The sequence below is a fragment of the Corynebacterium sp. MSK012 genome (assembly GCF_030232435.1).
Classification (GTDB): domain Bacteria; phylum Actinomycetota; class Actinomycetes; order Mycobacteriales; family Mycobacteriaceae; genus Corynebacterium; species Corynebacterium jeikeium_D.
On record NZ_JASPJU010000013.1, the window covers coordinates 1 to 21,041 of the forward strand.

Here is a 21,041-nt window from a genome sequence, read left to right on the forward strand (position 1 = left end):
AAAAGGCCCCATGAAGTAACAAACGGTGTGCCCGCCCCGCAACACGCCGAGCGGACACACTTTTTGCTACTTAACCCGACAAACATCTGGTAAAACAAAGAATCCCCAGCCCGTTTCCAGGCTGGGGATTAATTGTGGCCAGAAGCGGGATCGAACCGCTGACCTTCCACTTTTCAGGCGGACGCTCTACCGACTGAGCTATCTGGCCAGACTTGAAATTAATCAAGTGGCGACCCTGACGGGACTTGAACCCGCGACCTCCGCCGTGACAGGGCGGCGCGCTAACCAACTGCGCCACAGGGCCTTAAATGCTGTGCTCATCTTTCTGGATTACCAGCGCTGTGCACGAGTTGTTACTCTACAGAACAGCGTTGAACATAAGCAAATCGCCAGTTCATGGCGGATATTTTAAGTTGAAAACTGACATCCAGCCCCGGGTCTCGGGACAACCTAGACTGTGGCAAAAGCTCTCCCCACCAAACCCGGGTAAAGCCCCCCTCTCCCCCAGTGACACCGATGCGAGTTACTGACTACGTTTATGGCTGGCGGCGTTGGGGCGATGCAAGTTACTGACTACGTTTATGACAAAAATAGCCCGAAAAATGGCCTGAAAGTGTCATAAACTCATACAGTTTCACGTTTGCAGCCCGTAGTTTTTGGCTTCTCACCAGTCACCATCTTGAGAATCAGACACACTTTTTGTCCATTACCCACGCCGACGCCCAGCGCACCACTAACCAAAAGCAAAAAACGCCAGCTCCAACCGGAACTGGCGTTTAGAATTGCGACCCTGACGGGACTTGAACCCGCGACCTCCGCCGTGACAGGGCGGCGCGCTAACCAACTGCGCCACAGGGCCATCATGATTTTTAGTGGTACTCCCAACGGGATTCGAACCCGTGTTGCCGCCGTGAAAGGGCGGAGTCCTAGGCCTCTAGACGATGGGAGCCCGACTTAACGCTGCAAAGAGTTGGCCACTCAATGGCATATTCCGCGTACATCTGCAGTGTATGAACATTGCAATTGCGCGCGCTCTTAGCAACGTAAAGAACTATAGAGGATAAGTACCCTTTTCCCAAAATCTACGGTTGAACTGGAGTTTCTTACTATTTCCGCGGACGCTACTAGTACTCAGATAAACTCGCAACTATGGCAATTCCGGATTTCATTGTTCAGCTCCGCGAAAAAGTGGGCCACGCTCCGCTCTGGCTCCCCGGTGTCACGGCTATCGTCATTCGCGATGTTCCGCCGAATGCACCGATGTACGCCTTGCCCGAGGTCTTGCTGGTTCGTCGCTCCGATAATGGTGAATGGACCCCAGTCACCGGAATTATCGACCCGGACGAGCAGCCTCACGACGCCGCCGTGCGAGAGGTAAAGGAAGAAACGGGACTCGATGTCACAGTTGAGGCCCTGCTTGGCACTGGCGCCGTTGGCCCTATCGAACACCTCAACGGCGATGTTGCCTCATATCTGGATATCTCCATGCGCTGCAGTGTTGTTGGCGACGACGTCCCCTATGTCGCTGATGATGAATCCACTGATGTCGGATGGTTCCAGATCTCACAGATGCCACCGATGAAGCCACGCTTCCGCTTGATAGTCGCCGATGCAGTGGCGCAGCTCAAGCACCCGGCGGGCTTCAAGCCACGGATGGGCTACCACAAGCGGGAAAAATAGGTACCGCGGAGAGCAAATGCAGGCAAGATACGACAAAACCCCAGGCCGTTAATAACCTGGGGTTTTGCGTGCTTGTGGGCCCTGCGGGGCTCGAACCCGCGACCTGCGGATTAAAAGTCCGTAGCTCTACCAGCTGAGCTAAAGGCCCGCGCAACAAAATAGCCTAGCAATTACGCGCTTGTTTTTAATAATTGCCCTCCGCGAGTTTTGCCCTGCCCGCGTCGATAAGTTCACACCCCGGAACTTTTTACCCCTCCTGTCCGACTGAATTAATAAGCAGGAATACTGCGGGCACTTGATGCAGGCTTCGACAAATCCGACGAAGTACACGCATCGTTTATGTCTACTTTTTCAGTCGAGGAAACATGGATGTCGTCGATATATCTCGTTGGCAATTTGGCATAACCACCGTCTACCACTTCATTTTTGTCCCACTGACAATTGGTCTAGCTCCGCTCGTCGCGCTCATGCAGACACTGTGGGCCACGACGAAAAATGACCTTTGGTACCGAGCGACGCGGCTTTTCGGCACCATCTTCATTATTAACTTCGCCATGGGCGTAGCCACGGGTATCGTCCAGGAATTCCAGTTCGGTATGAACTGGTCGGAGTACTCCCGCATGATCGGTGATGTCTTCGGCGGCCCGCTGGCTCTTGAAGGCCTCATCGCATTCTTCCTGGAATCCACTTTCCTGGGACTGTGGATTTTCGGCTGGGGGCGTATTCCCACCTGGATGCACACGCTCTCGATTTGGATTGTCGCTATTGCGGTGAATATCTCGGCGTATTTCATCATCGTCGCCAATTCGTTCATGCAGCATCCTGTAGGCGCGGTCTACAACCCGGAAACCGGCCGCGCAGAGCTTACAGACTTTGGCGCACTGTTGACCAACTCCACTGCCTTGGCAGCTTTCCCGCATGCCGTGGCCAGCTCTTTCCTTACCGCCGGCACGCTCGTTGTCGGCGTCAGTGGCTGGTGGCTGGTTCAGAGCCGCCGCGGTGGCCAGAGCAATACTGTTCACGAACGGACGTTTCACAAGTCCATGAAGGTCGGGCTCTGGACAACTGTGCTCAGCTCGCTGGCGGTGTTTATCACCGGCGATATCCAGGCCAAGCTTATGTTCGAGCAGCAGCCGATGAAGATGGCATCGGCCGAGTCCCTGTGCCACACGCAGACAGATCCAATGTTCTCGATTCTGACCGTCGGTACGCACAACAATTGCGACTCGGTGCTGCATCTCATCGAGGTGCCATGGGTGCTGCCCTTCCTGGCCGAGGGCAAGTTCAGTGGCGTCACGCTCCAGGGCGTGCAGGACCTGCAAGAAAAAGCTGAGGCGGTCTTCGGCCCAGGCAATTACTCTCCGAATCTGTTCGTCACATACTGGTCTTTCCGCGCCATGATTGGGCTCATGGTCGGTTCTCTGGCTATCGCGTTTTTCGCTTGGCTATTTACTCGCAAGGGGCGCGTGCCGACGGGCAAGCGAGCCCGCATTTTCGCCGCTTGCAGTATCCTCGCGATTCCGTTCCCGTTCTTGGCCAGCAGCGCTGGCTGGATCTTTACGGAGATGGGCCGTCAGCCCTGGATTGTGCACCCGAACCCGGATCACGCGGGCGACCCGCGCACCGAGCTGATTCGCATGACCGTCGATATGGGTGTGTCCGACCACGCACCGGCCACGGTGATTATCACCCTGGTGGGCTTTACCCTGCTCTACCTGATTTTGGCAGTGGTGTGGTTCTGGTTGATTCGCCGCGCAGTTATTGCCGGACCTCCGACCGAATCCGCTGAGGCTATCAACGCCATCGGCAATGACCCCGAGCACGCTGGCCCGTCGTCACCAATCGCTACCAATCTGGGCGCGATCATCTCGTCTCCGGTTCGATTCAACAAGGTCCATGCCCAGTCCGCTGCCAGCCCCGACTCCGAAGTCTCCGCGACTGAGGACACAAAGTAGATAAGGATGTATCTCTGACATGTTCGGATTAGATCTTCCCGTTTTGTGGTTTGTCCTGATCGCGTTCCTGTTCGCCGGCTACTTCCTTCTCGAGGGCTTTGACTTCGGCGTCGGAATGCTGCTGCCGTTCGTTGGCCGCGATGAACCGCGTCGTAAAGCGATGCTCGGAACTATCGGGCCGGTATGGGACGGCAACGAAGTGTGGCTAATTACCGCTGGCGGCGCGCTCTTCGCGGCGTTTCCGGAATGGTATGCGTCTATGTTTTCCGGCTTCTACCTGCCGCTCTTCCTGATTCTGGTGGCGTTGATTGTCCGTATCGTCGGGCTGGAATGGCGCTTCAAAGTCAACGATGAGCACTGGCGCGCCTGGTGCGACCGCGCGATTATCTTCGGCTCCTGGCTGCCTCCAATTCTGTGGGGCGTAGCGGTCGCGAACCTGGTGCGCGGTGTCCCGCTGAATGCCGACAAGAACTTGGACTCCGGCTTTAGTACCCTGCTCGGGTTGCTGAACCCGTACGCCCTGGTCGGCGGGATTGCGTTTGCGGCTGTGTTCGCTCTTCACGCAGTTACGTTCCTGCGGCTGAAGACCGCCGGCAAGCTACGCGACGAGGTCGGCAACGCCGCTCGAATTCCGGCACTGTCGGCGCTGATATTTGGCGGCGTGTTCCTCATCTGGACACAGCTGGGCTACGGAAAGACCTGGCTGTGGGCTGTTGTCGTCATCGCCGTCGCGGGGTTGGTCATTGCCATCTCCGCAACCGTAGGCAACCGCGATGGCATCGCTTTTTCCGCAACCGCCGTCACCGTGACTGCCGTCACCACCGTTGTCTTCGGCGCCATGTACCCGTACCTGATGCCGACGACGCTTGCCGACGGAGTCTCCCTCGATATCTGGAATTCCGCCTCTAACCCCTACACGCTGAAAATCATGACCTGGACCGCGCTGGTGATTACCCCACTGGTGATTGCCTACCAGACGTGGACATACTGGGTATTCCGCAAGCGGTTGATGGCTGAACGTAAGGTCTCACAGTAGACCGTCCGTTGGAGGTTAGTTTCTAAAAAGTGGCACCTGTCGATCCGAAACTATTCAAGCTGTCGGCCCCAGCCTGGCGTTGGGTCATTTTCGCGGGCGCACTGACCGCCGCGAGCACAGGTGCCACAATCGCGTTGGGGCTGGCAATCGGCACTATTACGGCGCAGGTTCTGGGTGAGGCAACTCCTAATTGGACATTATTCGCGCTGATAGCCACGGCCGCTGTACTCGTTCGGGTGGCCTGCTCCTACGCGCTCGTGCGTTTCGGCCAATCTGCGGGTGCACGCGTGGCCACAGACCTGCGCAGCCGGGCACTGCGAGCCCTGGCTCTGCGCGATCCTCGCACTGTCGACACCGCGCACTGGCGCGCATTGCTTTCGGTCGGGCTCGATGGTGTGGCCGTCTACGTGGCGGAATTCCTCCCCGCACTGGTGGCCGCAGCGCTGGCTACCCCGATGGCACTGGTCGCAGTCGCATGGTTGGACCTCCCATCGGTTGCCATCGCGGTTGTCACGCTGCCACTCATTCCACTGTTCATGTGGCTGGTAGGTCGCCTCACTGAGGGCCGCACAGAACGCCGTCTGGCCGACATCGGCACGGTGCGTGGTCAGATTCTCGACCTGGTCATCGGCCTGCCAACGCTCAAAGCGCACAACATGGCCGACACCCCCAGCGAGGAAATCAAGCGCCTGTCGACCCGCCACCGGAAATCCACCATGGAGGTCCTGCGCATCGCTTTCCTATCCGCGTCGGTCCTGGAATTCCTCACCACCCTGTCAATCGCCCTCATCGCCGTCGGCATCGGTTTCCGACTTCTGGGAGGCCACATGACGCTGGCAACCGGCCTGGCAGTGCTCATCATCGCCCCAGAAATCTATGGCCCGGTGCGCCAGGTTGGCCAGAAATTCCACGCCGCCCAGGACGGTGTGGTCGCTGCCACCGAAGTCACGGAACTGTTAGACAAGGACGCTGGCCAGACTCCAAACTCCACAGACACCACCTCTGAAACTGTGGAAGAGGTGGCCGAAGGAACGTCGTCAAGCAGTGTCCACAGCGCCCCCACGGTCGTGTTCGAACGCCTTTCCGCGCCGGGGCGAGACGGCGTGCGGCCAAGTGAATTAAGCGCCATCGCGCAGCCAGGCACAGTGACGGTGCTGGCGGGGCCGAACGGCGTGGGCAAGACGACAGCGCTGCTTGCGGTCGCCGGCATCGTGCACGAGGGGTTGGAAGGCTCCGTAACTATTCGCGACGGCCAGCGCATTCTCCGTGACCAGGATCTGCTGCGGCGCATCGCGTGGCTGCCCCAGCGCCCAGTGTTGGACGCAGCGACGGTGGGAGACAATTCGCGGCGCTCGCTCGGGCAACGTCAGCGGGAGGCGCTTCGGCGCGAGCTTGCCGACGACACCCGCGACCTCGTCCTCCTCGATGAACCGACAGCTCACCTGGATACCGACAGTGCGCAGTCCGTGATTAGGCTCCTGCACGCACGTGCCCGGCGCGGAGCCACAGTGATTGCCACCAGCCATGATCCGCTGTTGATTGCGGCCGCCGACGGCGTGGTGGAGGTGCAGTCGCGATGACTACTCTGCAAGCGCTTCGTCGCCTGGTGAAACCCCGCGACCTGGTTTGGCCGGTGTTGGCGGGCACCATCACGCTGCTGTCCGCGCTGAGTCTGACCGTGGTGTCGGCGTGGCTGATTACGCGTTCTTGGCAGATGCCACCGCTGATGGACATCACCTTGGCGGTGACGTCTGTGCGCGCGCTGGGTATTTCGCGAGCTGCGTTTCGATACCTCGACCGGTTGGTCTCCCACGATGTGGCGTTGCGAACCGCCGAGCGCTCGCGCGTGAAGCTATGGGAGCATTTCGTGGCCGACCGTACGCTGGCGCTGCGTGAGCGTTCCGATATTGTCACAGCGCTCGGGGCGAATATTGACGCACTTGCCGATGCCGTCGTGCGTTCAATAGTGCCCGCGTTGGTGGCGCTGATGACCTCCCTCATCGCCGTCATCTTTGTGGCTCTACTCTCGCCTGCCGCTGCGGTTCTCCTGGCGGTGGGACTGCTTCTGGCCGGCGGTGTTGCTCCTTACCTGACGTATCGCGCCACTGCGCGCTCAAGTCAGCGTCGCGCGGCCGCGCTTCAGTCGCATGCCGCTGCCGTCGAAGCGCTGCTTTCCGACGCCGCCGGCCTGCGTATCCACGGCCAGTTGGATGAGGCAGTCTCTGCCGCGTCATCCTCCAGCAAAACGGTTGCGGCCATCGATGACGCCGCAGGTCGAGCAAATGCCCGCGCCTCCGCACTGAGCACCGCGGCTAGCGTGTTGACCGCTGTCCTGACCGTGGTCGTAGCGTCATGGTTGGTGACGGATTCGGCCGGGGGCGCTGGAGGCGGTTTGCTGCACTCCCCCGAGTGGCTGACAGTTCTGGTTCTGGTGCCGCTAGCTGCTTTTGAAGCGGTTGGTCCGCTGCCAGCTGCTGCGCAAACACTGGCGCAATCGAGGGAAGCCTTGCTGACGCTCGCGTCAAGTGCGAGCGAATCAGAGGAAGCGGATGCCATGCGCTCGTCCCCAGCCCCCACAGCGCCAATTCACACGTCCACGCTCCCTCAGAACCACCTGGCAGTTCGGCCAACTCTGCAGGTTCAAGACTTGATCGTGGGCTACCCCGACGACAACAGCTCGAATACTGCGGAAGGGCCCGCTGCCCAGCCAGCTCAACTGCCGATGCAAAACTTCGAGGTCACCTTTGGCGACTACCGGGAGATCACGGCGCCGTCGGGAAGCGGAAAGACCACGCTGCTGAAAACAATCGCCGGACTAATCCCGCCGGTTGCGGGCACGGTGACTATCACTGACGGAGACGGACGCGAGCTGTGGCGCAGTGCGACAAGTGCCGGAGAGCCCCACGAAAGCACGCAGCAGTGCGACCTGGTGCGCTTCGTCGCCGAGGATGAGCACATTTTCGCCACGACGGTGCGGGACAACATCTCTATTGGTAACCCGCAGATCAGCGACGATGACATCTACTCCGTGCTGGACGCCGTGGGCCTGCGCAATTGGGTCGATGCCGCACCCGACGGCCTGGACACGATTCTGGACAGCGGCGCGGACAGTCTCTCGGGTGGTCAGCGGCGCAGGCTCATTCTTACCCGTGCGCTTGTCAGCACAGCGCCAATCCTGCTTCTCGACGAACCCACCGAACACCTCGACGAAGAGTCGAACCACATCCTGGAAATTCTCCGCAATACCACCGACCTGCCCGGTGGGAGGGGGCGCCGAACGGTGATCGTCGTCAGGCATCCGCGGACGCAGCGCTAACCGGGGCGATCCGATCCGCCAGATAAAACAGATTCGAAAACGGCAGTTCAGCGTGACACAATACTGTACGTGTTAGATACCTCCACGAGTCCACTCAGCGCCGCCAAGCCCGCCGATGCCACGTCCGCGCACATGCGCATCGGCCCCTTTGAGCTCGCTTCCCCCGTGGTACTCGCTCCGATGGCCGGTGTCACCAACGTGGCATTCCGCACGCTGTGCCGCGAGCAGGAGCTGCAGCGTACAGGCACGGTCTCGGGCCTCTATGTCTGCGAGATGGTCACCGCGCGAGCACTGGTCGAGCACAACGAGAAGACCATGCACATGACCACCTTCGCGCCCGACGAGAACCCCCGCAGCCTGCAGCTCTACACCACTGACCCGAAGTGGACCTACGAGGCCGCGAAGATGATCGTCGACGAAAACCTCGCCGACCACATCGACATGAACTTCGGTTGCCCGGTACCAAAGGTCACCCGCAAGGGCGGCGGCTCGGCGCTGCCATATAAGCGTCGCCTCTTCGGCAACATCGTCGCCGCAGCGGTCAAGGCCACGGAGGGCACGGACATCCCGGTGACCGTGAAGTTCCGCGTCGGCATCGATGACGAGCACCACACGCACCTCGACGCCGGCCGCATCGCCGCCGAGATGGGCGCCCAGGCTGTGGCTCTGCACGCCCGCACTGCAGCGCAGCGCTACTCCGGCCACGCTGACTGGTCACAGATCGCGCGGCTGAAGGAGCACATGGTCGACTCCGGCTTCAGCGATATCCCAGTGCTTGGCAACGGCGATATCTTCGCCTCCACCGATGCCCGCAAAATGCTCGACGAGACCGGCTGCGACGGTGTCGTCGTCGGTCGCGGCTGCCTTGGCCGCCCGTGGCTGTTCGCGCAGTTGTCCGCCGAGCTGCGTGGCGAAGAAGTGCCGCCGGCACCAACATTTGGTGAGGTCGCGGGGATTATCCGTCGTCACGCGGAACTGCTCGTGGAGCACGAGGGCGAGCGTAAGGGCTGCCGCGACCTGCGCAAGCACATTGCCTGGTACCTGCGGGGATACCCTGCCGGCAGTGAGGTGCGGAAGTCTCTTGCGCGCGTCGATTCGCTGGCAACGCTCGACGAGATTCTCGCACCGCTTTACGACGGCCCCAGCGCCCACGCCCGCCCGGAGGACGCCGACGGCGCCCGCGGCCGACAGGGGTCCCCTGCAAAGGTGGTATTGCCGGAGGGCTGGCTGGACGACCCGGAGGACGACACCGTGCCCGAGGGCGCGGAGATTATGCACTCCGGTGGCTAAGCTTCGGTTCTGAGCGAGTGTTTACATAACTTTACGAGGGGTAATTGGGGGCTCCCCACTAACGCGCGACGTTGTTGAGGATTGCCTACTATGGAACGCATGCGCACTGTCTACCGAGAACAAATGGACAACTTGGCCCACAGCCTGATTGTGATGTGTGACCGAGTTGGCTCCATGCACAAGCTTGCGAACAAGGCCCTCTTCGAGGCTGATTTGGTCTCGGCTGAAACAGTTCTTTCCCAGATTGATTCTCTCGAGGACCTGCGCCAGGATGCGGAGCAGCGAGCCTTCGAGCTGTTGGCCCGCGAAGCTCCTGTGGCTGGTGATCTCCGACAGATTGTCAGTGGCCTCTACATTGTCGAGGACATCTCCCGCATGGGCGCATTGAGTGTGCATATTGCCAACGTTGCCCGGCGTCGCCACCCGAACAAGGCACTACCAGAGCCCGTGGAGGGGTTCTTCCGCGAGATGGCCTCCGTATCTGAACAGATGACGCACGAAACCCGTCAGGTGCTCATCGACTACGACGTTGACCAGGCATTGGCCTTGGATAAGACCGATGACAGCATCGATGACATCCACCAGCACCTGTTTACGCTGACCAACGACGATAATTGGCCGCACTCCCCTGCGCAGACAGTGGATGTCACTCTGCTGAGCCGCTTCTACGAGCGTTACGCGGATCACGCTGTCGAGGTTGCCGCCCGGATTATTTACCTGGCCACCGGTTACAAGCGCGATGTCTACCTGGACAAGCTCGAGGATGAGCGCGACCAGCGCAGCTTTAACCAACGCCTGCAGGCCTTGGAGCGTCACCTGCGGATGTAGGTCCGTGAAGCTGCAGGCTGTTGGGGGGCTGGGCGGGGCTGGGTGTTGGGCTGAGCTGTAGAGATGTTGGGGGCTGTTGAGCTGCGTCGATGGGCCAACTGGCACGGGGTTTTAAACCGAAGTGGAGCTGTTTTTAAGCCACACCAGGCTAAACACTGCCCCAGCCACAACACCGCCTCAAACCGAGAAACTGACTAGGTTTATGACACTTTACCGCCTGTAAACGCTATTCACCTGTCATAAACCTAGTCAGTAACTGTTTGTGCGATTACTTTTCGCGTTAGATGTCTGGAGAATGCCGATTCCTATATCGTGTCCATCCCCGCGGCCCAAGAGACAGCCGCTACTCAAGAGACAGCAACAAAAGACTTCTTTGACATTAAATCTGGGGTGACTGCCAGAACTCCCTGATCTGCCCCATCAATGGGCACAACGATTACCACGTTACCTGCGATTTCGCCGTTCTCATACACCGTCTCGAGGGTGTCAAACTCGTCAGGCACCACCGCCCAAAGCTCCGTTTCGTCCGTGGTTTGGCCACCTGCAGTTACATAATTAATACCAAGCCAGGAACTCTGCCCCTGAGGGTCATTCCCCTTGTACTTTGCAGTAACATGCACAAGTCCGTATACAAACCCCTCTGGAGCAGGGTCATTGAACTGATTTTCCGCCAGAACCTCATCGTTAGCGTTTAGATTTACGCTATCGATAGTAATGGCCCACTGCTCACTTTCGATGGTCGTTCCAATCGGCAACGGATTCTCCCGACTACTGCCCGCAGCACCAGAATCGGAAGAATCAGATTTGCTTCCATCCGGGCTAGAGGCAGTCGTATCCCGATTGAACGCATCATCCACGGCATTGCCTACCGAAGAAACAAATACAATTGGCGCAATGAGCAATCCCAACACAGAAAGAATCAGAGCGATAAGAGCTGGTTTTTTGGTAGTTGCGCGCTGAAACAGTCCGACGACCGATAAAATAAATGCAACCGGTAGCGCCACCCAACCAATAATCAAAGCCCCCGGGATACAACCGAGTAAACCAATAATCGCAACTACAAGTGCAATGTAACCGACAATTGGCTTCGGCGCTTTCTCTTCGGCGATTACTGGCCAAGATTGCTCACCCACAGGGGAAAACTGAGGATTGAACTGCGCGTTTTGCTGGTTATCCATAATTGAATAACTCCTATGTAAATATATTTACCCAGATCCCTCTACAGTTTTCCGGGGGACGCTCGATTGCGTCTTCGGAAGATTACCCCGCCCGATAACAAACAGACAATTCCGCCCCAAAACAAACATTATTTTCACCCCCGGCCCCACACCGAAACAAACAGCAATCTCATAAACTGCAACAACAATAAGAACCCCGTACCTCGCGTGAACACGCGTGAAGTACGGGGCTCTTATTGGCTTATTACGGCATACGCAAAGCGTTTAGCCGAAGCGACCGGAGATGTAGTCCTCGGTTTCCTTCTTGTCTGGATTCTCGAAGATCTTCTTGGTCGGGCCAACCTCAACCAGGCGACCCGGCTTACCGGTTGCCTCGAGGGAGAAGAATGCGGTCTGATCGGACACACGAGCTGCCTGCTGCATGTTGTGGGTCACGATGACGATGGTGAATTCTTCCTTCAGCTCATGAATCAGGTCCTCGATTGCCAGGGTGGAAATCGGGTCCAGTGCGGAACACGGCTCATCCATCAGCAGAACTTCCGGCTCAACTGCAATTGCACGTGCGATGCATAGACGCTGCTGCTGACCACCGGAGAGGCCGCCACCCGGCTTGTCCAGGCGGTCCTTGACCTCATCCCAGAGGTTGGCGCCGCGCAGGGACTTCTCGGCAACCTCCTGGAGATGAGCCTTGTTTTTAACACCGGCCAACTTCAGGCCAGCCACGACGTTGTCCTCGATGGACATGGTCGGGAACGGGTTCGGACGCTGGAACACCATACCGATGGTGTTACGAACGGAGACCGGATCGATCTTCGGGCCATAGATGTTTTCGCCGTCGAGAAGCACCTCGCCAGTGACGTAGGCACCCGGGATGACCTCGTGCATACGGTTCAGCGAACGGAGCACGGTGGACTTACCACAGCCGGACGGGCCAATGAATGCGGTAACGGAACGCGGCGGGACGTGCAGGTCGACGTTCTGCACAGCGTGGAAATCGCCGTAGTAGATGTTGACATCGTTAAGGTCTAGGCGCTTAGCCATGGTCTTTCAAAAACCTTCCTTGAAATAGCGGACGTTAGGCGCCCAGCATTAACTGCTCTTGACGGAGAACTTGGCGGATACGAAGCGCGCCAGGATATTGATGAGGGCAATGATGAGAACCAGCGTGAGCGCTGCGCCCCACATCTTGTCGAATGCCGCACCGGTATTACCGGCCTTGTACATGTCCAGCATGAACAGCGGCAGCGAGGACTGCGACTGGCCGAACGGGTTATAGGTGATGATTCGCGAGGTTGCAACCAGGATCAGCATCGGTGCGGACTCACCCATGACGCGGGCGACGGCCAGCATGACGCCGGTGACGATGCCCGACAGTGCGGTCGGGAGCACAATCTTCAAAATGGTCTTCCACTTCGGAACACCCAGAGCGTAAGAGGCTTCACGCAACTCGTGCGGAACGATGCGCAGCATTTCCTCGGTGTTGCGCACAACGATCGGCAGCATCAGCAGAACCAGCGCCAGCGAGACAGCGAAACCGGAACGGCTCATGCCGAACATGACCACCCACATCGAGTAGATGAACAGCGACGCGACGATCGACGGCACACCGGAGAGGATGTCGACCATGAAGGTGGTGACCTTGCCCAGACGGGAGTTACCTGCATACTCGACCAAGTAGATGGCGACGAAGATACCGAACGGCACGGTCATGAGAGTCGTGACCAGAGCCTGAACCAAGGTACCGACGATTGCGTGAGCAACACCACCGGCAGACGCACCAACAGTGACACCACGCTGGGAAGCAGTCCACCACTCACCACTCAGCAGTGACGGGGTGCCTCGGACGACAAGCTCGAAGAGAACCCACACCAGCGGGATCAGGGCAAGAGCCATGCAGCAGTAAATGAGGACCGTGGAGACGTTGTCTGCCACCTTGCGGGAACCCTTAATTTGGGTGAAAGCCGACTCCGTGGTGGGGACCATGTCTGCAGGGCCGTGAGGCGAAGAATCAGTAGTTGAACTAGTCATTGTTACTTCTCGTTTCTTTTCCTACGACCTTGCTACTTCTTCGCAATCATTCGGGCTGCGGAGTTGACCACGAAGGTCAGCAAGAACAGCACCAAACCTGCGGACATGTATGCGCCGGCCTTGAGGTTGTCATTGAACTCTGGTGCCGCATTAGCAATTGCGGTTGCGAAGGTGGTACCACCATCGAAAAGCGAGCCACGGAATGCCGAGGACGGGGAGATCACGAGGTAGAGAGCCATCGTCTCACCGAGAGCACGTCCCAGACCCAGCATCGAGCCGGAGATAAAGCCAGAACGACCGAATGGCAGAATAGCCAGCTTGACCATCTCCCAACGGGTCGCACCGAGAGCCAGCGATGCCTCAATGTGACCACGCGGGGTCTGAACAAAGACCTCACGGGTGGTAGCCGCGATAACCGGCAGAATCATAATTGCCAGCACAATGCCACCGGTGAAGAGGTTTCGACCGGTCTCGAATGCCGGCGAGTTTGGGTACAGGGCAAACATCGGGATAAAGCCCAGTGTCTTAGCCAACCACCCGTACAGACCAGCCAAGGCCGGACCGAGAGCCATAAAGCCCCACAGACCGTAAACAATCGACGGCACTGCGGCCAGCAAATCCACGAGGTAACCCAGCGGCTTGACCATCTTCTTTGGAGCATAGGCAGTCAGGAAGATAGCAATACCCAGCGCAACCGGCATAGCCAGAATCAGCGCCAGGATGGAAACCGCGACGGTCACCAGAAACATGTTCGGAATACCGAAGTACATGGCGGAGGTATCCGCCAGGTTCCATCGTTCGGTGTAGGTGAAGAAGTTCGCTTCGTTACGGGACATTGCCGGAACTGCGCGCAGGAGCAGGAACACTGCAATTGCGATGATGGCAGCAGTCACCAATGCGGAAGATCCTACCGCCAGAATCTTGAAGATTCGGTCACCAGGACGAACAACGCCGGACTGAATGGCTTGCTCTTCCGAGCTCTCGTCGCCGGAGGAATCCACCTGCGGTGCTGAGGACTGCAACAGACTGCTGTCTACAGCCTCCTGCTTCCCTTCAATGGGAGTCGAGGAACTCATGATCTCATTTCCTAAGTAGAAGTGATTTGTGCTTCAACGCACATGAAGACCGATTGGCCTCAGTACCCCTCTACGAGCGGTACCCAATCAACTGAGGTGTCGATATATAAAGCCAACCGGTCTACGTCAGGTTTTCGGCCTACAGCTCAGATCTGCGTGGCCGGCTGAAGTGATCCTCGCGCCAACCGGGTAACGACAGAGCCAACTCTGCTTTCACCCGCGTTGCGCGCAAAGAATTACTTGATAGCGTCAACCGCTGCGGACAGCTTGTCCTTGAACTCACCCTGAACCGGGATGTAACCCAGCTCTTCGAGCTCTGGGCCCTGGCCCTCTTCCAGAACAACCTTCAGGAAGTTCTTAACCAGGTCACGAGTCTGCTCGTCGTAACCAGCGGAGCAGACGATTTCGTAAGTGGTCAGAACCAGCGGGTAAGCGCCTTCCTCATCCATTGCGAACAGAGCGTCGGTGTCAACAACCATGTTGTGACCCTCAGTCTTGAACGTGACGGAATCCAGAGCCTTACCGACGGTGTCGTTGTTCAGCTCAACCGGGCCATGACCGAAGTCCATCTTGGCGATGCCCAGGTCCTTGTCCTCAGCGAAGCCAGCCTCGACGTAGGTGATAGCACCGTCGATGTTGGCGACCTCATTGACAACACCAGCCGAACCGTTAGCGCCCTGGCCAGTAGCAGTCGGGAAGGACTTGGAAGCCTCGTGCTTCCACTGCTCCGGAGCAGCTGCGCTCAGGAACTTCATGAAGTTATCAGTAGTACCGGACTCCTCAGAGCGGTAGACAACCTTGATGTCCTTCTCCGGAAGATCAACACCTTCGTTGACCTCAGCGATCTTCGGGTCGTTCCACTTGGTGATCTTGCCGTCGAAGATTTCAGCAACCAGAGCCGGGGTCAGAGCGACGTCAACACCCTCAAGGTTGTAGGCAACGGCAACCGGACCGATGACCATCGGCAGGTGCCATGCTTCGTTACCGTCGCAGCGCTTCTTAGCCTCTGCGACCTGGTCCTTGCCGTCCTTCTCCTTCAGCGGGGAGTCGGAGCCAGCGAAAGCAACGGTGCCGGCAATGAACTGAGTCTGACCGGAACCAGAGCCAGATGCGTTGTACGACAGGGTCGAGCCGGTCTCTTCAAACTTGGTGGCAAACAGATCCATGGCGCGCTGCTGCGAGGTAGCGCCCTCGCCCTGCAGCTCACCGGTGACGTCAGCCAGACCCTCAACGTTAGAAGCGCCTTCGCCGCCCTCTTCAGAGCAAGCAGCCAGGGTAAGGCTTGCAACAGCGGCCAGACCAATGACAGATGCCGCACGGTTCTTCTTCAGCACAGTAAATCCTCCGGGGTTTTACACAATGAGTGAAACAGTTCACGTGGAACCGCCACACTCCGGTCCACTGCGCTGAACCTATCTACCGATAGTAACCGGAACCTGTTCAGAACATTAACAATTGGTGAACGGCGCAAGTAATTCTTTATTTATCCTCATTTTCCCTGTAAGAGGCCCTAAAATGCGCCCCTGAAACACTGAGGATTGGGCAGCATCTACCCAAAATCACAAGGATAATTGCCCCTGCACCAGAGGAAAACCACCTAAAACTGAGATAAAGCTAAGCTCGCCCCCCCTAGCTCGCCTTCAATAACTCCCCCAATAAACCGAACCGTCGCATCTACGCGCCGTACATCACATCACGGCGGGCCACCTCAAAACCGACCGCACGGTACGTGCGCACTGCCGGCGCATTGTCGCCTTCGACATAGAGAATTACCTTTTCCGCTCCCCGGTTTCGGAGATAGGAAAGCCCAACGTTGGTCAGCCATCGTCCGAGACCACGTCCGCGTGCCTTCGAGCTCAGCCCAATCACATACACCTCACCAGTTGGCACAGACTCCTCAGCGTGCCACTTCGTCCAGTGGAAACCGCAGATCTCCTCCGCACTGTCGCGCGCCCCGGCCACATCCGCAGCAAAGAACACGCCCTCCGGGTCGAACCACTGCACGTTCCGAGCGCGATCGAGTTGTGGCTGCGACCAACCGCCCTGCTCCGGATGCCAGTCAAACGCCTCGTTATTCACAGCCAACCACGCCCGATCCACGGCCGCCTCACCCCACTTCGCGCGTGCCGCAGTCAGGGTTAGCGCTTCAACATCATCGCGCTTATCGACGGCCCCCGCAGCCTTCTCCAACGCTGAGCTCGAAATGGACATCTGCAACAGCTCGCGGATGACCTTGCGTCCCGTCAACTCTGCCAAACGACTGGCACCGGCGACATCACCGTGAGCCCAGACAGGCAGGCGCTCGCCGACCTCAGCATCGATGTGCGCAAGCAGCTTCGCCCCCACTCCTTGCTTACGAAACTCCGGGTCAACAACCATCTCCACAGCATCCGGCGCAACGGCGGCCAGGCCCAAGTAACGGTCGTTCTCAATAATCGCAAAGTGTCGATGCCCGAAAGATTCGTCGTCAAGCCCTCGGACGAAAGCCTCGCCGAACGCCTCCACGCCGTCGGCGGAGTGGGCGTGCTGCAGTAGCGTATCGGCGGCGGTGGTGTCTACGTCAAGCAGTTCGGTTACGTTCATACGCCCCACCCTATACACAGCAGCGAATTCAACACTTCCCCGATGTCGTCTGAGCCAAAAGCGATGGGGTACTAATAGAGTGTGTCCATTTCCCGACGACAGAAGAAGATCGGTGGCTCTATCCTCGCCGTTGCCGCGCTGGTGATTGCCACCGACATGGGCTTCGCCAGCCATGCGGAGTACAAGCTCTCCGAGCATATTCAGGAGACTGCTCAGCTGGAGATGACCCCATACGTCGCCATTGGTGGCAAGGCCTACTTGTCTTCCTTTGTTACGGGTAAGTGGAGCTCCGTAACCTCGCGTATCCGCGATGTCGAGGTGCCCGACTTCGGCTTGGTATCTCTGGAGTACGGAGCTTCCAACGTTAAGATCCCGGCATCGGCAGTGCTCAGCGGTAATTTCCCAGAATCGCCGACGAAGCAGTACTTCACTAAGCTCTCGCTCGACGGTGTCTCTCTGGGAAACAAGCTGGGACTGACCGATTTGAGCATCCAGAGCCTGAAGGACTCCTCCCCCACCGGCGGCTGGGAGACCGAGGCTATCTTCGAGGCCACACCAGCCGGATGGCAGGGAAAAACTCAGGTCACGGCAAAGTTGCGCATTGTCAGCCGCGACGTGGTCATTACGCCGATGGAGATTATTTCTGCGCCCTCGTCCCCAACGGATTCTAAAAGCCACATCAAACCTGAGCTGTCTGAGGCTGATACGCAGCACATCATGGACACCTTCGCTCTGACGCTGCGGGATTCAGAGATACCGATGGGCATGCCGGCGACTCGCGTGTACGTGTCGGGCGGTTCTATCACCATCGAAGGCGAACAGATTCTGTGCACCGTGTCGCCAACAAACTTCATGCCGCCGACATCCCAGCAGGATGCCGAGGCGTCAGCTCAATCCACGGAGAAGCTGCCGGAGAAGAACTGTCGGGTGCGTCGCTAAGGCCGTCGTCAAGCATCGCCGTTAAGCGTCGGTGCAGCGTTAGCACCATGCGACAACAGCCCATACATGGCCACAAGAGCTTCAGCGGTAGAGTGTGAAGCATGACCGAGAAGAATGGCAGCAACCAGACAGACGCCGCTGCACAGGAGCCTGCAGCTGCGGAAGCCCCTCGCCTCGACGGCAACGAGGCCATCAACCGCGCGGCCGAACAGGCCAAGAGCACCGCTACGCGCAACATCACTGAGCTTGAGGGGCTCCCGATCCCCGACGAGACCGCTAACCTGCGCTTCGGCCCGAATATTCACGACGGCCTGCTGGCACTACTGCCGCTGGTCGGCGTGTGGCGCGGTGAGGGGCAGGCGAACACTGTCGTCGACGGCGAGTACAACTTCGGCCAGCAGCTCATCTTCAGCCACGATGGCGAGAACTACCTGAAGTATGAGTCGCGCATCTGGAAGCTGGACGAAGAAGGCAAGCCGACCGGCCCTGACCAGCGCGAAACAGGATTTTGGCGCATTAACAACGAGGACGAGATTGAGTTCATCTGCGTCCACTCCACCGGCGTCACTGAGATCTACTACGGCAAGCCGGTTTCCGAGCGCGCATGGGAGCTGCAAGCAGCCTCCACAATGGTCACTGCTACCGGTCCTGCATCCCTTGGCCCGGGCAAGCGCCTCTACGGTCTGATGCCGAACAACGATCTCGGGTGGGTAGACGAGCGCCTGCGGGATGAGGAATTCGCTCCCCGCATGTCCGCGCAGCTCAAGCGCTACGCGGGCTAGGTTCTCCCCGCTTTACGACGGACGTTGTGTGGCCTTACTGCGGGGCTCTACTGCGTCAAGCCCCACCGTTTGGCGCCCTACTGCGTCGCCAGCGCCTTGTCACACAGGTCGCGGAATTCCTTTTCCGCGATTGCATCCGGCTGCCGGATGGGCTCACCATCGATGGACTTAACCACGACCGCGATACGCACCGAAGACACCAGCCATACCGCATCGGCGGTGAATAGGTCCCCGGGCACCAGGACCGTCGGGGTGACTTTCCAGCCGCAGTTGGCGGCTGTTTCAAACAGCGCTGCCTGAGTTGTGCCCGGCAGCACTCCTTCACCGGGGTTGGGAGTCAGCAGTTCATTGCCGCGCTGAACGATGATGGTCGATGTTGGGCCTTCCAAGAGCTTGCCCTCTGCGGACGTGAAGATGACATCGTCAAAACCCTTGGACTTGGCATAGCGCAAAGCGGCCACATTAGCTGCGTATGACAACGTTTTCGCGCCGATGAGCGCCCACGGTGCACGGGAGCCAAGGTCGAGCGAGAAACCGCGCTCTGCAAGCATGACCGATACCGGCTTCAGACGGTTTTCCGCCACCCTTTCCGCAGAGCTAGCCAAAACGTAGCCAGTCGGCTTTCCAGTGGACTCGCGACCACGCGAGTAAACCCACCGCAACGTCGCATCCCCCTCAATTGACCTATCGCGCAACTCCTGTAGTGCGACCTCGGTAGCCGCCCGCCACTGCTGCAGATCTGGGGCTGGCAAATCCAGCATTAGTGCTGACGATGCGAATCGCTTCTCATGCCGGTCGGTATTACAGGTATGACCACCCCTGACCAGGAGTGTTTCAAAAACTCCGTCGCCGCGAATAGCTCCGAGATCATCCGCGTAGAGGAATGGCTGTCCTGCCTCGACAGCAATCGGGCCGCCGTCTGCAAAGACGTCGATAAGCACTAGAGAAGAAAGCGAATCCGTCATACACACAAGCTTAATCCATGCTTAATTTGAGGATTTCTGGTTAACATGAGGGAGTGAGTGTTGAGTATGTAAGTCCTTTGATGTCTCACGTGGCTGGCGCCGCTGCCCTCGAACTGGGCGGACAGATGGAAGGTTTGGAGAAGGCCTCAGAGAACGCCCCAGACGGAAACTCAGCGAAAACCGTTGAGCAAACCACAGGGCAAGCTAGCGTGGCATGGCACTACGGCCGTCCGCTGGTAGAGCAACGTCACCTGCAGGAGGACTGCGGAGTAGTAGATCGCTCGTATTACCGCGTTATTGAGGTCACTGGCGAGGATCGCCTGACTTACCTCAACACACTTTTTTCGCAGAAGGTCGACGAAGCCGCTCCCGGCACTGTCACTGAAGCACTGAACCTGGATGCAAACGGTCACGTTCTCCATCACATGACGTTGACTGTTTTGGACGATTCCGTGCTTATCGACGTGCCCCCTGCCGGCTTCGACTCCCTGTTGAAGTACCTGAACATGATGGTGTTCTGGTCCAAGGTGGAAATTGCTGAGGTAGAAAGGGCGATTATTTCCGTCATGGGGCCGAATGCCCCTGAGGTCCTGGTAGCCGCTGGTCTCGCATTCCCGCAGGTGGGTAAAGCTACGACTGTGGGACATTCCTACGTCCGGCACCTGCCGTGGCCACGCGGCGGGCGTGTGGATGTGCTCGTACGCCGACAGGATTTAGTCGGTGCTTGGGACGCGCTGGTGGCCGCTGGCGCCTCCCCAGTCGGCCTGATGGGCTGGGAGGCCGAACGCGTAGTCTCCTTGCGGCCCGAGCTGGGAATCGACGTAGACGAGAAGATGATTCCGCATGAGGCTCCCCGCTGGATTGCTTCTGAATTCGACACGGCTGCCGTGCACTTGGACAAGGGCTGCTATCGCGGCCAGGAGACGGTATCACGTGTCCACAATGTTGGTCGCTCCCCACGAGTTTTGGTGATGCTGCAGCTCGACGGCTCGGCCACCCTGCCGGAAACCGGCAATCCAGTGATGATGGGCAAGCGCGCCGTGGGCCGCGTGGGCACCGTCGTGCAACATGCCGATTACGGCCCGATTGCTTTGGCTCTGCTTAAACGCTCAGCTCAGGAGCGCGAGGGCCTTGTGGTGGGTGACTGCGCCGTGGCCGTCGACCCTTCCTCCATCGACCGCGTTGAGCAGCTGCCGCCGGGCCGTGTGGCCATCAACCGCCTGCGTGGGAAATAGGTAACAGGAAATAGGTAAAGCCACCAGACAGAGTGGTGAAAAAATAACTTTTTCCATTCTTTTTCAGAAAGGACATTTCCCCAGGTCACTACGCATATTGAGTTGCCTGAGCGCGAGGACACGACCCACTATGGGCCTCCCCGCGTAACC

The 21,041-nt window shown here is 58.5% G+C and carries 17 protein-coding genes and 5 tRNA genes; 10 read left to right on the plus strand and 12 right to left on the minus strand.

Translation table 11 applies throughout. The features are described 5' to 3' along the window. Window positions 1–135: 135 nt before the first annotated feature. The 4 genes from QP977_RS09580 to QP977_RS09595 form a co-directional block, all read right to left on the minus strand. Window positions 136–208: transfer RNA gene (locus QP977_RS09580), tRNA-Phe, on the minus strand. Between the two features lie 19 nt (window positions 209–227). After that, window positions 228–304: transfer RNA gene (locus QP977_RS09585), tRNA-Asp, on the minus strand. A 481-nt stretch (window positions 305–785) separates the two neighbouring features. Next, window positions 786–859: transfer RNA gene (locus QP977_RS09590), tRNA-Asp, on the minus strand. A gap of 14 nt (window positions 860–873) precedes the next feature. Continuing rightward, window positions 874–949 (minus strand) — tRNA-Glu (locus QP977_RS09595). A 200-nt stretch (window positions 950–1,149) separates the two neighbouring features. Here QP977_RS09595 and QP977_RS09600 point away from each other — a divergent pair. Next, a complete protein-coding gene (locus tag QP977_RS09600; protein ID WP_016421372.1) occupies window positions 1,150–1,680 on the plus strand; it encodes an NUDIX hydrolase in 531 nt (176 codons plus the stop codon). 75 nt (window positions 1,681–1,755) lie between these two features. Here the strand turns inward: QP977_RS09600 and QP977_RS09605 are convergent. After that, window positions 1,756–1,828 (minus strand) — tRNA-Lys (locus QP977_RS09605). A gap of 217 nt (window positions 1,829–2,045) precedes the next feature. On the opposite strand from QP977_RS09605, the gene QP977_RS09610 reads away from it, so the two are divergent. The 6 genes from QP977_RS09610 (at window position 2,046) to phoU (ending at window position 10,105) form a co-directional block, all read left to right on the plus strand. Beyond that, a complete protein-coding gene (locus QP977_RS09610; protein ID WP_070643088.1) occupies window positions 2,046–3,635 on the plus strand; it encodes a cytochrome ubiquinol oxidase subunit I in 1,590 nt (529 codons plus the stop codon). Between the two features lie 19 nt (window positions 3,636–3,654). Beyond that, window positions 3,655–4,671: a cytochrome d ubiquinol oxidase subunit II gene (gene cydB / locus QP977_RS09615; RefSeq protein ID WP_284847271.1), complete on the plus strand. Its 1,017-nt coding sequence runs from the start codon at window positions 3,655–3,657 to the stop codon at window positions 4,669–4,671. A 29-nt stretch (window positions 4,672–4,700) separates the two neighbouring features. Next, window positions 4,701–6,251 (plus strand): ABC transporter ATP-binding protein/permease, encoded by a 1,551-nt coding sequence (locus tag QP977_RS09620; protein WP_080969598.1) that lies wholly within the window; start codon window positions 4,701–4,703, stop codon window positions 6,249–6,251. Further along, a complete protein-coding gene (gene cydC / locus QP977_RS09625; RefSeq protein WP_284847272.1) occupies window positions 6,248–7,987 on the plus strand; it encodes a thiol reductant ABC exporter subunit CydC in 1,740 nt (579 codons plus the stop codon). Before QP977_RS09620 ends, cydC begins: the two co-directional genes overlap by 4 nt. A 132-nt stretch (window positions 7,988–8,119) precedes the next feature. Further along, window positions 8,120–9,277 (plus strand): tRNA dihydrouridine synthase DusB, encoded by a 1,158-nt coding sequence (gene dusB, locus QP977_RS09630; RefSeq protein ID WP_070605400.1) that lies wholly within the window; start codon window positions 8,120–8,122, stop codon window positions 9,275–9,277. 90 nt (window positions 9,278–9,367) lie between these two features. Beyond that, window positions 9,368–10,105: a phosphate signaling complex protein PhoU gene (phoU, locus tag QP977_RS09635; protein WP_080969597.1), complete on the plus strand. Its 738-nt coding sequence runs from the start codon at window positions 9,368–9,370 to the stop codon at window positions 10,103–10,105. A 347-nt stretch (window positions 10,106–10,452) separates the two neighbouring features. On the opposite strand, the gene QP977_RS09640 is transcribed toward phoU, so the two are convergent. The 6 genes from QP977_RS09640 to mshD all read right to left on the minus strand — a co-directional run bounded on the left by QP977_RS09640 (window position 10,453) and on the right by mshD (window position 16,970). Beyond that, window positions 10,453–11,283 carry a hypothetical protein gene (locus QP977_RS09640; RefSeq protein WP_083310842.1) on the minus strand — a complete coding sequence of 277 codons (831 nt, stop codon included), beginning with the start codon at window positions 11,281–11,283 and terminating at the stop codon, window positions 10,453–10,455. A gap of 264 nt (window positions 11,284–11,547) precedes the next feature. Continuing rightward, on the minus strand, window positions 11,548–12,324 hold the full coding sequence (gene pstB, locus QP977_RS09645) for a phosphate ABC transporter ATP-binding protein PstB (protein WP_016421380.1): 777 nt from the start codon (window positions 12,322–12,324) through the stop codon (window positions 11,548–11,550). A 48-nt stretch (window positions 12,325–12,372) separates the two neighbouring features. Next, window positions 12,373–13,266, minus strand: coding sequence for a phosphate ABC transporter permease PstA (gene pstA / locus QP977_RS09650; RefSeq protein ID WP_049173081.1), 894 nt, complete (start codon window positions 13,264–13,266; stop codon window positions 12,373–12,375). A gap of 77 nt (window positions 13,267–13,343) precedes the next feature. Next, the gene (pstC, locus tag QP977_RS09655; protein WP_016421382.1) at window positions 13,344–14,387 is read right to left on the minus strand and encodes a phosphate ABC transporter permease subunit PstC; all 1,044 of its coding nucleotides are present in this window, start codon (window positions 14,385–14,387) and stop codon (window positions 13,344–13,346) included. A 236-nt stretch (window positions 14,388–14,623) separates the two neighbouring features. After that, entirely contained in the window at window positions 14,624–15,721 is a 1,098-nt protein-coding gene (pstS, locus tag QP977_RS09660; RefSeq protein WP_070827661.1) for a phosphate ABC transporter substrate-binding protein PstS, read from the minus strand. A gap of 340 nt (window positions 15,722–16,061) precedes the next feature. Further along, window positions 16,062–16,970, minus strand: coding sequence for a mycothiol synthase (gene mshD, locus QP977_RS09665; protein WP_069359332.1), 909 nt, complete (start codon window positions 16,968–16,970; stop codon window positions 16,062–16,064). 81 nt (window positions 16,971–17,051) lie between these two features. Here mshD and QP977_RS09670 point away from each other — a divergent pair, with 81 nt between their 5' ends. Together QP977_RS09670 and QP977_RS09675 are read left to right on the plus strand one after the other, a co-directional pair. Further along, window positions 17,052–17,909 (plus strand): LmeA family phospholipid-binding protein, encoded by an 858-nt coding sequence (locus tag QP977_RS09670; RefSeq protein WP_070653392.1) that lies wholly within the window; start codon window positions 17,052–17,054, stop codon window positions 17,907–17,909. Between the two features lie 101 nt (window positions 17,910–18,010). Then, window positions 18,011–18,691, plus strand: a complete 681-nt coding sequence (locus QP977_RS09675) for a heme-binding beta-barrel domain-containing protein (RefSeq protein WP_016421386.1) — start codon at window positions 18,011–18,013, stop codon at window positions 18,689–18,691. A gap of 77 nt (window positions 18,692–18,768) precedes the next feature. Here the strand turns inward: QP977_RS09675 and QP977_RS09680 are convergent, their stop codons facing one another. Next, window positions 18,769–19,656 carry an aminodeoxychorismate lyase gene (locus tag QP977_RS09680; RefSeq protein ID WP_070827663.1) on the minus strand — a complete coding sequence of 296 codons (888 nt, stop codon included), beginning with the start codon at window positions 19,654–19,656 and terminating at the stop codon, window positions 18,769–18,771. Between the two features lie 80 nt (window positions 19,657–19,736). Between QP977_RS09680 and ygfZ the strand changes: the two genes are divergently transcribed. Next, window positions 19,737–20,891, plus strand: a complete 1,155-nt coding sequence (gene ygfZ, locus QP977_RS09685) for a CAF17-like 4Fe-4S cluster assembly/insertion protein YgfZ (protein WP_284847273.1) — start codon at window positions 19,737–19,739, stop codon at window positions 20,889–20,891. Window positions 20,892–21,041: the final 150 nt, after the last annotated feature.